4 protein-coding genes are annotated in these 12,999 nt (G+C 74.2%); all 4 read left to right on the top strand.

The genetic code is table 11. The features are described from left to right. Positions 1–115 precede the first annotated feature (115 nt). Entirely contained in the window at positions 116–1,312 is a 1,197-nt protein-coding gene (locus IW245_RS12620; RefSeq protein ID WP_231398780.1) for a YibE/F family protein, read from the top strand. 370 nt (positions 1,313–1,682) lie between these two features. Next, on the top strand, positions 1,683–8,456 hold the full coding sequence (locus IW245_RS12615; RefSeq protein ID WP_197003368.1) for a type I polyketide synthase: 6,774 nt from the start codon (positions 1,683–1,685) through the stop codon (positions 8,454–8,456). Next, the gene (locus tag IW245_RS12610; protein ID WP_197003367.1) at positions 8,450–12,718 is read left to right on the top strand and encodes a beta-ketoacyl synthase N-terminal-like domain-containing protein; all 4,269 of its coding nucleotides are present in this window, start codon (positions 8,450–8,452) and stop codon (positions 12,716–12,718) included. Before IW245_RS12615 ends, IW245_RS12610 begins: the two co-directional genes overlap by 7 nt. Then, positions 12,715–12,999, top strand: a complete 285-nt coding sequence (locus tag IW245_RS12605; RefSeq protein WP_197003366.1) for an acyl carrier protein — start codon at positions 12,715–12,717, stop codon at positions 12,997–12,999. Before IW245_RS12610 ends, IW245_RS12605 begins: the two co-directional genes overlap by 4 nt.

Raw genomic sequence — 12,999 nt, 5'->3', positions numbered from 1 at the left:
TCCACCAGCGGCACAGCGAGTTGGAGTACAAGGCGAACCGGCAACCGGCAGACTCACCGCCAACGGGTCGATACGCTCAGTGAGGTCGCCGATCGCCGCTCGGAGGACGTCACCCATGCATGCCCACCACCAGCACGGGCCGCCCCGGCCCGGCCAGCGCGACATCCGGGCGGTGACCCTCGCGATCATCATCCCCCTCGGCGCGGTCATCGCCGTCGCCATGCTCTGGCTGTGGCCGTTTCACGGACACGCCGCCGACGTCCCCCAAGGACCGCCACGCGTCGACGGCACAGTCACCGCACTGCACCGCGTGCCGTGCGACCAGGCCCCGGCCGACCAGCAGCCGCCGCTGGGCGCACAGGCCGGCCCGAACGGCTGCGGCACCGCGACCGTCCGCCTGACCGCAGGCACCGCGACCGGCACCGACGTGACCGTGCGCCTACCCAACGGCCCCACCGCACCCGTGCTCGCCGCAGGCGACGAGGTGGTGCTGACCGTGTCCGCGGGGCCGGCGTACCAGATCCAAGACGCCCGCCGCGGCGGGCAACTATGGGCCCTCGGCATTGCGTTCGCCCTGGCCGTGATCGCCTTCGGACGATGGAGCGGAGTCGGAGCCCTCGCTGGCCTCGCGGTCACGTTCGCGGTACTGCTGCTGTTCGTCGTGCCGGCGATCCTCGCCGGAAAGCCCCCACTGGCGGTAGCCATCGTCGGCTCGGCCGCGATCATGCTCACCGTCCTGTACATCACCCACGGCCTGCACGCCTCGACGTCCGTCGCGGTGGCCGGCACCCTGGCGAGCCTCATCCTCACCGGGGTGTTGTCCTCCATCGCCGTCACGGCGATGCACCTGACCGGGGTCACCGACGACTCCGACAGCTATCTGGCGACCGTGTACCACGTCAACATGCCCGGCCTGCTCCTCGCCGGCATCCTCATCGGCTCGCTCGGAGTCCTCGACGACGTCACCGTCACCCAGGCCGCCACCGTCGAAGAACTCGCGCACGCCAACCCCAGCTACAGCAGCCGGCAACTCTACCGGGCCGCGACCCGCGTCGGGCGCGCACACATCGCCTCCGTCATCAACACGATCATCCTGGCGTACGCCGGCGCGTCACTGCCGCTACTTGTCCTCATCGCCGCCGGAAACCAACCCCTCGGCCAGGTACTCACTGACCAGATCATCGCCCAGGAAGTCGTCCGCAGCCTCATCGGCACCCTGGGCCTCATCGCCGCCGTGCCGATCACCACAGGACTGGCCGCTTTCACGGCCCGCCACCCCCTCACCCGTCCCGGGGCCCGGTCCGCGCACTGACTCGCGAACGGACCGCCCCGCAGACGCGGGGTAGTCCCGGATCCGAGCCCTGGCAGTGCGGGGCGAGGAGGTGCTCCCCGCAGATGCGGCGGGGAGTGGCCCCACGGCGACCCGGCGCGGTCACAGGAGCGGTGCCTCCATCGACGTCTGCTCCTCGGTGTCGTGACCTGACCGGTGTCTGGTCGTTGTCTACAGGTAGGGCTGGTCGCAGCCCGCACTACGCGGTACTCGATGGTGGTTTGTGACATTTGTCATCGTTGAGGTGCGATAGTCGATTTTTCTCTTAGAGTCCACATCGGATTTTCAGATCCCGCCCCGGATCGGTGGACTGCGCCGCCGCGCCATGGGGCCCCCGGACGTTGGAGGTTTCGTGGCGATCGCGGCCGAGTCGATCATCGGGGTGAGCCCGTTCGGAGAACCCGACGCGCGGCTCGTCGCGGCACTGTGCTCGGCCGGAGCCCTGGGCGTTCTCGACCTGGGCTCCGGCGACCGGCGGGCGCGGCGTGAGCTGGACCTGGCGCAACGGTGGACGACCGGCCCGTTCGGAGTGCGGCTGGGACCCCGGTTCGCCGGCACACCGGGGGATCTGCCGGCGCGGGTCGAGGTGGTGGTGCTCGGCACGGACCGCATCGACGTGGCCACGGCGGGCGCGGGTGGGCGGCGGGTGCTCGTCGAGGTGACCAGCCTGGCGGAGGCGGCGGCCGCCGCCGCGGCCGGAGCGCACGGGATCCTCGCCCGGGGCTTCGAGGCCGGTGGTCGGGTGGGGGAGCTCAGCTCGTTCGTTCTCCTGCAACAGCTCTTGTCCGACCTCGAACTGCCCGTGTGGTCCTGGGGCGGCATCGGTCCGCACACTGCGGCCGCCGCGGTGCTCGGCGGCGCGGCCGGGGTGGTGCTCGACAGTCAACTCGCGTTGCTCCGCGAGGCCGCGGCGGTACCCGCGGCCGCCATCGGGTTGGGGGCGATGGACGGCACCGAGACCGAGGTGCTGGACGGACATCGGATACTCAGGTCGCGCTCGGGTGCGGGTTGTCCGCTGCCGGTCGGGCAGGACGGGTTCCTGGCCGGCGAGTTCGCCCGCCGGTACGGGGACGTGGCCACCGTCGTCCGCGCGGTCCGCGACGCGGTGGCCGCCGGGTCGCGCACGGACGCCGTCGAGGCCTTCGGCCAGGGATCGGTACTCGCCGGCCGGATGCGGACCCGGCTCGGGGTCGTGCAGGGGCCGATGACCAGGGTCAGTGACCGCCCGGAACTCGCCGTCGCGGTGGCCGACGCCGGCGGCCTGCCGTTCATGGCCCTCGCGCTCGCCGACGCCGCCGCCACCAGAACCCTGCTGGAGTCCACCGCCCGGGAACTCGACGGGCGGCCCTGGGGCGCCGGCATCCTCGGCTTCGCGCCGGAGGAGACCCGGGCGGCCCAGCTCGACGTGATCCGGGAGGTGCGACCCGCCGCCGTCATCATCGCCGGCGGGCGGCCGGCGCAGGCCCTGGCGCTGGAGGACGAGGGCATCGCCACGTTCCTGCACGTGCCGTCACCCCGGCTGCTCGGCCAGTTCCTGGCCGCCGGCGCGCGCCGGTTCGTGTTCGAGGGAGCCGAGTGCGGGGGACACATCGGACCCCGGAGCAGCTTCTGCCTGTGGCAGGCCCAGATCGACATCCTGCTGGACTTCCGCGAGGCGAACCCCGGCGTCGACCTCGACGTGCTGTTCGCCGGGGGCGTGCACGACGCGCGGTCGGCGGCCATGATCGCGGCGATGGCCGCGCCCCTGACCGCCACGGGCGTGGGCGTCGGAGTGCTGATGGGCACCGGCTACCTGTTCACCGCGGAGGCCGTGCGCAGCGGAGCCATCGGGCGGGGCTTCCAGGAGCAGGTCCGCGCCGCGCGGGGCACGTCCGTGCTGGAGACCGCGCCCGGTCATCTCACCCGGTGCGTCGAGAGTCCCTTCACCACGGAGTTCGACGCGATCCGCGCCCGACTGCGTGCGGCCGGCGGGCCCGAGCGCGAGGTGTGGCACCAGCTCGAACAACTCAACGTCGGCCGGCTGCGCATCGCCAGCAAGGGCCTGCGTCGCGACGGGGACGCGCTCGTCGCGGTGGACGAGACCGCCCGGCTCGCCGAGGGCCTGTTCATGGCCGGGCAGGTCGCGGTGCTGCGCGCCGACGTCACCACCGTGGCCGACCTGCACGCCGCGGTCACGGACGGTGCCGCCGCATGGGTGGCGGGCCGGGCCGAGGGGCCGGTCGCCGAGCCCGTCGAGGCCCCCGAACCCCTCGACATCGCGATCATCGGACTGGCCGGCGTCTTCGGCGGGGCGAAGGACACGGCGGACTTCTGGGCGAACGTCCTCGACGGGGTCGACTCCGTGACCGAGGTGCCCGCGCAACGATGGGACGCCCGGGTGCACTACTCCGCCGATCCCGCCGACGGCCGGCTGCCGTCGAAGTGGGGCGGGTTCCTGCCTCCGATCGCGTTCGACGCGTTGCGCTTCGGCATCCCGCCCACCTCGCTGGCGGCGATCGAGCCGGTCCAGTTGATCGCGCTGGAGGTGGCCCGACGTGCGCTGGCCGACGCCGGCTACGCCGACTCCGCCCGACCGGCCCGGCCGTTTGACCGTAGCCGTACGGCGGTGGTGTTCGGGGCGGAGTCGGGCGGGGAGTTGTCCACGGCGGCCACCTTGCGCGCGACCCTGCCCGGCTATCTCGCCGACATGCCGGCCGCGCTGGACGCCCAGTTGCCGCGGTTCACGGAGGACACCTTTCCCGGGGTACTCGCCAATGTGATCTCCGGGCGGATCGCCAACCGGCTCGACCTCGGCGGGGCGAACTACACCGTCGACGCCGCCTGCGCCTCCTCGCTGGCCGCGCTGGACGTCGCCTGCCGCGAACTGGCCACCGGCACCGCCGACCTCGCGCTGTGCGGGGGAGCCGACACCCACAACGGCGTCTATGACTACCACCTGTTCGCCTCGGTCGGCGCGCTGTCGCCCACGGGGCGGTCCCGCCCGTTCGACACCGCAGCCGACGGCATCGCGCTGGGTGAGGGCGTCGGCTGCGTCGTGCTCAAACGCCTCGCCGACGCCGAACGCGACGGCGACCGGGTGTACGCGGTCGTGCGGGGCATCGGCAGCTCCAGCGACGGCCGGTCCCTGGGGCTCACCGCGCCCCGCGCCGACGGGCAACGCCGGGCCATGACCCGGGCCTACTCCCAGGCCGGGCTCTCGCCGGCCGACGTCGGCCTCGTGGAGGCGCACGGCACCGGCACCGCGGTCGGGGACCGGACGGAACTGGCCACCCTCACCGAGGTCTTCGGCGCGGCCGGCGCGCGTCCGGGCGGCACGGTGCTGGGGTCGGTGAAGTCGCAGATCGGGCACACCAAGTGCGCGGCCGGCCTGGCCGGGCTGATCAAGACCGCCCTGGCCGTGCACACCGGCGTCCGGCCGCCGACCTCGCAGCTGACCAGCCCCGCCGCGCAGTGGGTCGCGGGGACGAGTCCGTTCGTGTTCAACACCCGGGCCCTACCGTGGGCTGCGGCCCCGGTCGAGCGGGTCGCGGCGGTCAGCGGCTTCGGTTTCGGTGGCACGAACTTCCACGCCGTCCTGACCGGGCATCCCGCTCCGGCGCCCCGGCACGGCCACGACCGGTGGCCGGCCGAGCTGTTCCTGTTCGGCGGGGCCGCCTGCGTCGACTGGCTGCGCGGCGTCCTTGACGCGCACCCGGCAGCGCGGCTGCGTGACCTCGCGTTGACGGCCGCGCGCCGCTTCGACCAGGCCGGCACGCGGGCCGAGATCGCCGTGGTCGCCAGGGACGTGCCGGAACTTTCCCGGCTCCTGGCCGCGGCGGTCACCGGCGAGCCGACCCCGGGACCGTTCACGGGTACACCGTGCTCGGATCCGCGGGTCGCCGTGCTGTTCCCCGGCCAGGGCAGCCAACGCGTCGGCATGGCAGCCGAATTGCTCGTCGCGTTCCCCGAGCTGCAGGAACTGCTGCGGGCCGGGCGCCACTGGGCCGACGCGCTGTACCCGGGAGCGGCCTTCGACGAGGCGACGGCCTCCGGGCAACGCGACGCGCTGCGCGACACCACAGTCGCGCAACCGGCGCTCGGCATCGCGGACCTGGCCGCGTACCAGTTCCTCGGCGCCGTCGACCTGGCCGTGGACATGGTCGCCGGGCACAGCTACGGCGAACTGGTCGCGCTCGCCGCCGCCGGGGTGCTCAGCGCCACCGAACTGCTGGACCTCAGCGCCGCCCGCGCGGAGCTGATCCTCGCCGCGGCGGGGGAGGACCCGGGAACGATGGCCGCGGTCTCCGCGCCCGCCGAGGAGGTCCGGGACCTGCTCGACGGCCTGGCCGGCGTCGTCCTCGCCAACCACAACGCGCCCACCCAGGTCGTCGTGTCCGGGCCGACCGGGCCGATGGCCGCGGCCGTTAAACGGCTGCGGGCCGCGGGCCTTTCGGTCCGAGAACTCCCGGTCGCCTGCGCGTTCCACAGCCCGGTCGTGGCCGGCGCGGGTGCCGGGTTCGCGGAGCTGGTGGCCGCCGTGCCGCCGCGCGCGCCCGAGGTGCAGGTCTGGGCCAACCGCACCGCCGCGCCGTACGGCACGGAGCCGCTCGCCGTCGCCGCCGAGCTCGGCGCGCAGATCGGCGCCCCGGTGCGCTTCGCAGACCAGATCGAGGCGATGTACGCGGCCGGGGCCAGGATCTTCGTCGAGTGCGGCCCGGGCACCGTCCTCAGTGGTCTCGTCGCCGCCACCCTCGACGGTCGCCCGCACCGCACGGTGCACTTCGACGGGGCGGGCGGCGGACTGCCGGGGGCGCTGTCGGGGCTCGCGGAACTGGCCGTCGGCGGCGCGCGGCTGCGCCTGGAGCGGCTGTTCCACGGCCGCGACGCGGTGGAGCTGTCCGCCACCTCCCCGGCTGTCATCCCGCAGTGGACGGTCGACGGCCAGCTGGTCCGCGACGCCTCCGGCCGGCCGCTGCCCGGGTGCGTCACCGCGGCCCGGCAGGTCACCGTCGCCGCGCCCGGTCCCAGCGTCGACCCGGACGCGCTGGTCAGCGACTACTTCCGGACGACCCGGGAGTTCGTCGCCGCCCAACGCGACGTGCTGCTCGCCTACTTCGGCACCGAACCCGCCGGCCCCCGCCCGCCGGCCGAATCCCGGTTGCCGGAGCCGGTGCCCGCGCCGGCGCGGCCGGTCACGGAGTCCGTCAGCACCCTGCGGGTGGTGGTCGACCTGATCGGCGAACGCACCGGCTACCCGGTGGACATGATCGAACCGGATCTCGACCTCGAGGCCGACCTGTCGATCGACTCCATCAAGCGCACCGAACTCGTCGGTGAACTCGCGACCCGGTTCGCGCACGGCGGCCTCGGGGACCACGCCGTCGACGCGCTGACCCAACTGCGCACGGCCGGCGCGATCGCCGCATGGCTCGACGAGAAGCTGGGTCGCCCGGGCGAACCGTCGACGGCCCGGCCGGTGGTGCAAGCACCCACCGATGTGGGCGCGGCGGCAATGCCGCAGGCGCAGGCCGCAGCGGCGGCCGCGCCCACTCCCGGGTCGCAAGCACCCGAGGGGCGAAGCGTGCCAGAACCCCCGGACGCGTCCCGGCCGAGGCACGCCGCGCCGGCACAGGCCCCCGGCGAGGGCCCCCGGGCGCCACGGCCCGTCGGGGTCGCGCCCGCCAGACTCCTGCGGGTACCCGAGCCCGCGCCCGCCGACCGTCGACCCGACCATGTCGTGACCGGCCGGGTGTACGCGATATGCGGCGCGCGCACCCCGGTCGGCGTGGCCCTCGCGGCGCTGCTCACCGGCCTGGGGGCGGCCGTCGTCGGCCCCGACGACCTCGGCGCGGCCGACGCGTTCATCCACCTCGACGCCCTGGCCCCCGCGACCGACGGCGACGGCCCCCTGCTACCGGACCAGTTCCCGCAGCTGCGGTCAGCCGCGCTGGCCGTGCGCCGATTCCTCGCCGTCACACCGTGCCCGGCCGGTGCGGCGCGCCCGGAAGGCGAGGACCGTGCGGCGGGAATGAGCGGCTTCGTGCGCTCCGTCGCCCACGAGCGCCCGGACGCGACGGTCCGCCTGCTCGAGGTCGACCCGGCCCGGCCCGCCGCCGACAACGCCCGGCTGGTCCTCGACGAACTGTGCACGAACGGCGGACCGCCGGTCGTGCGGTGCGGCCCGGCTGACGACCCGCAACGGTCGACTCTGGTGCCGCGACCGGCACCGCTGGGCGCGCTCGCCACCACCGGAGGCGGCCCCGACGGGCAGGGCGCCGCCGAGGCGGCGGCGCTCGGGCTCGGGCGGGAGGCGGTACTCCTTCTGATCGGCGGCGCCCGGGGCATCACCGCCCGGTTCGCGGCGACGGTCGCCGGGGCCAGCGGGTGCCGGATCGTGCTGGCCGGCCGGACCGCGCCCGCTGACACGCCGGAACCTGACGAGCTGGCCCAGGCTGCGGACCTGCCGGCCGTGCGGGCGGCGCTGGGCCGGCTCAGGCGGCGCGAACCCGCCGAGCTGGACCGCGACGCCCGGCTGGTCCTGGCCCGCCGCGAGGTGGCCGCGACCCTGGCCGAACTCCGCGCGCTCGGCAGCCAGGCGCACTACATGACAGTGGATGCACGGGACTCGGAGGCGGTACGCGGCCTGGTGAAATGGACGCACACCGAGTTCGGCCGCCTCGACGGCGTCGTCTTCGCCGCCGGGGTGATCGAGGACCGACTGCTCGCGGACAAGACCGTCGACTCCTTCCACCGGGTGTTCACCACCAAGGTCGACGGGGCGCGACACCTCCTTGACGCCCTCGGTGACCTGCCCGCCGGACCCGGCTTCGTCGTCCTGTTCGGCAGCATCGCCGCCGTGCTGGGCAACCGCGGCCAGACCGACTACGCCGCCGCCAACGACGCCCTGGAATCCCTGGGCCGGGGGTGGGCGGCCCGGACCGGACACCGTGCCCTGACCGTGCACTGGGGCCCCTGGGCGCCGGACCCCGAACACGGCGGCATGGTCACCGCGCAACTCGCGGCCGACTACCGCCGACGGTCCATCGGCCTCATCGAACCCCACGAAGGCGCATCCGCGCTGCTGCGCGAGCTGGCCTGGGGCGATCCGACGCTGTCGGCCGTGGTGTACACGGCCTCGGGGTGCTGACCGCGGCACCGGTCGCGGTCGTGGGGATGGCCTGCCTGTTCCCGGGGGCCGGCGACCTCGACGCGTACTGGCGCAACCTCACCACCGGCGTCGACAGCGTCACCGACATCCACCCCGACTACGACCTGCCCGCCGAGCAGTTCCCCGGCGGACGCGGCGGGTTCGTCGGCGCGCTGGCCACCGTGGACGCGATCGGGATGGGCGTGATGCCCGCCGCGCTGCCCGGCACCGAACCCGACCAACTGATCGCCCTGCACGTCGCCACGGCGGCGCTGGCCGACGCGGGCGGCCGCATCGGCGACCCGGAACGCGTCGCGGTGATCCTCGGCCGGGGCGGGTACGTCACCGCCGGCATCGCCCGCATCGACGTACGGACCCGTGTCGCCCACCAGCTCGTCGTGTCACTCGGCGAACTGCTCCCCGACCTGGCCCCGGAGGCCCTGGATCGGGTGCGGGCGGCGTTCCTCGCCGAACTGGGCCCCGAATCGCGCGGCTCGGAGATCGGCGTGGTGCCCAACCTCGCCGCGTCGCGCATCGCGCACCGCCTCGGGCTCGGCGGCCCCGCGTACACGATCGACGCCGCCTGCGCGTCCTCACTCCTCGCCGTCGACCACGCCGTCACCGAACTGACCACAGGCCGGTGCGACCTCGTGCTGGCCGGCGGCGTGCACCACGGCCATGACGCCACCCTGTGGAGCGTGTTCTCCCGGCTCGGCGCGCTCAGCGCCACCGGCCGCATCCGACCGTTGCACCGCGACGCCGACGGCCTGCTGATCGGCGAGGGCACCGGCGTGGTCGTCCTCAAACGCCTCACCGACGCCCGCCGCGACGGCGACCGGGTGTACGCGGTCATCCGCGGCACCGGCGTGGCCAGCGACGCCGGCGCCGCCGGACTGATGCAGCCGGCCACCTCCGGACAGGTCCTCGCGGTCCGCCGGGCCTGGCAGGCGGCGGGACTGGACCCCACGGCCCCCGACGCCATCGGCCTCCTGGAAGCGCACGGCACCGCCACCCCCGCCGGGGACGCCGCCGAGCTGGCCACCCTGCGCGCGGTGTTCGGGCCAGGAGACCCGGCCGTCATCGGATCGGTCAAATCCATGATCGGGCACACGATGCCCGCCGCCGGAATCGCCGGCCTGATCAAGGCCGCACTCGCCGTACACCACGGGGTACTGCCGCCCACCCTGCACTGCGACGACCCTCACCCGGACCTCGCCGGCACCCGGTTCCACCCCATCGACGCCGCCCGGCCATGGCAGGCGGCCGGGCCGCGGCGGGCGGCTGTCAACGCGTTCGGCTTCGGCGGCATCAGCGCCCACGTCATCCTCGAGCAACACGGCACCGGCCCGGCGCGCGTCCGCGAACACATCCACGTCCTGCGCCTCGTCGCCGACTCCCCGCACCGCCTCGCCGAACTCCTTAAGGCCGGCGTCGAGACGACCGGCTCCGGCCCGGGCTGCCGGCTGGCGATCGTCGAACCGACAGAGGACAAGAAGACCACCGCTCTTCGGGTACTGGCCGCCGGCCGCCCCTGGCGCGGCCGCCACGACATCTGGTTCAGCCCGCGCCCCCTCCTGGCCGGCTCAGGTCAGCTCGCCTTCGTCTACCCCGGCCTCGAATCAGACCTCACGGCGCGAGTCGACGACGTCGCCGACCGCCTCGGCCTGCCCGCGCCCCGACTGTCCACCGACAACCTCGCCCTGCACGGCACCTCAGTCGTCGCCGTCAGCCGGCTGCTGGACACCGCACTGCGCGCCCAGGGCATCCACCCCGACGCGCTGGCCGGGCACTCCATCGGCGAGTGGACGGCGATGGTCACCGCCGGCATGTACTCCGACACCGAACTCGACGACGTCCTCGGCACGCTCGACCCGGACACGTTCGAAGTGCCCGACGTCGTGTTCGCCACGATCGGCCGAGCCGCCGAGCAGATCGCGCCCAGACTGACGTCGGGGGACGTCGTGATGTCGCACGACAACTCCCCGAACCAGTGCGTCGTCTGCGGCCCCGCCGACCAGGTCCGCGCCCTACTCGCAGAGCTACTCGACGAGGGAGTGTTCGGGCAGGTACTGCCGTTCCGGTCGGGATTCCACACACCGTACCTGCGGCCATACCTCGACCGGATCCGCCGCGACGGCGACCGGATGACGCTGCGCGCACCGGGAACGCCGATCTGGTCGGCGACCACCGCCGCCCCCTACCCGGCCGACCTCGACGAGGTGCGCGCCCTGTTCTCCCGGCACCTGGTGCAGACCGTGCGGTTTAGGCCACTGATCGAGTCGATGTACGCCGCCGGGATCCGCGCGTTCGTACAGGTCGGCCCCGGCCAACTGAGCACCCTCGTCGAGGACGTGCTGCGCGGCCGCGACCACCTGGCGATCGCCGCCAGCTCGACCCGACGGACCGGACTCGGGCAACTGGCCAGGGTCGCCGCGGCGCTGTGGGCGGAGGGCCGCCACATCACCGGAGACCTGCTGACCCCCCGCGACACACCGGGCACACGCCGGATGGCGCGCCTGGACCTGGGCGGCAAGGTCGTCTCCCTCGGACCGCACGCACCCCGCCTGATCGAGCCGACCCAGCCCCGCACCGCCGGCCAGCCGCCCGGCCCCGCCACCACGGCGCGGCCTGCGAGCCTCGCCACGGCCGACGAGTCGCCAGGCCCCGCCACCGCCGCATGGTCCTCTGCTGGCCGGGTCGCCGAACCCGGCGTCCGCGCGGATCTTCGTGCCCTGCTGGCCGACACCGAACGGGCCGCACTCGACGTGCTCGCCGCCGCCCACCCGTCGCGCCCCACCGACACGGTGCGCGAGATGTCGCTGCAGACGATGCCGTACCTACGCGACCACGCGTTCTTCGGAGTGCCCGACGACTGGCCCGATCCGTACGACGGGTTCCCGGTCGTGCCCGCCACCGAACTCGTCCGGCAGATGATGGCTGCCGCCGAGCACACGGCTCCCGGGCAGGTGGCCGTCGCCGTGCACGACGCGCGGTTCGACCGGTGGCTCGCCGTCGAACCGCCGGTCGACGTCACGTTCCAGGTCCGAGCCGAAGGCGCGTCGCGGCTGCGGGTCACCGTCGTCGGGTACGCCCAGGCGATCGTCGAACTCGCCGACCGTTACCCCCACGACCCGCCCGCACCCTCGGCGCCCCCGCCCGAGGCCGAGCGCACGCCCCGGCTCACCGGCCGGCAGATGTATGACCTGCGGTGGATGTTCCACGGCCCCGGCTACCAGGGCGTGTCGCAGATCCACGCGATCGGTGACCGGCACATCCGCGGCGTACTCACCACCCCCGACGCGCCCGGCGGCCTGCTGGACAGCGCCGGACACCTCATCTCCTACTGGACCCTGGAGTCCTTCGAACGCGACAGCCGCCTGTTCCCCGTCGGCTTCGGCGCGATCACGTTGCACTCCGCGCCGCCCACGCCGGGGGAGCAGGTGACCTGCCTGGCCCGCATCACCGACGTCACCGGCGCCGAAGTCATCGGCGCGGCCCACCTCGTGCGCGCCGACGGCACCGTATGGGCGCGGGTCGACGGCTGGCGGATGCACCGCTTCGCCAGCGACGACCGGATCCGCGCCGTGGAGCGCTCCGCCGGCACGGCGCTGCTCGCCGACCGCCACGACGCCGGCTGGTACGCGGTGCGGGAGTCCTGGCCGGACCTGGCCAGCCGCGAACTGATGGCCCGCAGCTACCTGACCCGCGCCGAGTGGGCCGACTACGAACGCCAGCCGCCGAGAACCAAGAGGAACTGGCTGCTGGGCAGGCTGGCGCTCAAGGACGCCGTCCGCGCCCACCTGCTCGCCGCCGGGCACGACACCGTGTTCCCCGCCGAACTGGAGACCACCGAGCACGCAGGCCAGCTGACGGTCACCGGACGACACGGCCTCGCCCTGCCGGAGCTGGACGTGTCGGCGGCGCACAGCCCCGGCCTGGGCGTCGCCCTCGTGCGGCCCGCGGCCGGCGGGACCGGAATCGCCGTGACCGCGGTGGGGTCCGCCGACCTCGACCCCGCCGACCGCGCGCTCCTGGACGGACACGACGACCCCGGCTGGCCCGCCCGCCTCGACGCCGCCCGCCACGCCGTGGCCCGCGCGGAAGGCTGCCCCGCCGACTGGTGCCGGGTCACATCGGTGCGGGCGGAACACGCGGACGTCCGTACCCCCGAAAGGGTCTGGTCCGTGGGGCTGACCGCACAACCCGCACACATCGTCGCCTGGACACGAACCTGGGCGCCCACCGGAAAGGACGCCCAGTGAACTCCGACAAAGCCGTGCTCGACGAGGTCGTCGACCTCATCCTGGAGGTACTCGACGGCTACGACCTCGGCGGCGTCCCGATCACCCGGGACAGCTCCTTCCAGGAGGACCTCGCCTTCGAGAGCATCGACATCGTCGTCCTCGGCAGCCGGCTGGGCGCGCACTACGGCCCGGCCGTCAACATCCCGAAGTTCCTGTCCACTCTGCACCTCGACGACATCATCGCCCTGCGGGTCGGCGACCTGGTCGACCACGTCGAATCCCGCCTGGTCGGGGCGTGA

It is taken from the genome of Longispora fulva (genome assembly GCF_015751905.1).
Classification (GTDB): domain Bacteria; phylum Actinomycetota; class Actinomycetes; order Mycobacteriales; family Micromonosporaceae; genus Longispora; species Longispora fulva.
Note: the sequence above shows the minus strand (reverse complement) of the source record. Positions and strands in the feature narration are given on the sequence as shown.

What these genes read in the sequence shown, in the direction of transcription:
- IW245_RS12620 (WP_231398780.1), top strand. Translation starts at nt 116, where the DNA reads ATGCATGCCCACCACCAGCACGGGCCGCCCCGGCCCGGCCAGCGCGAC.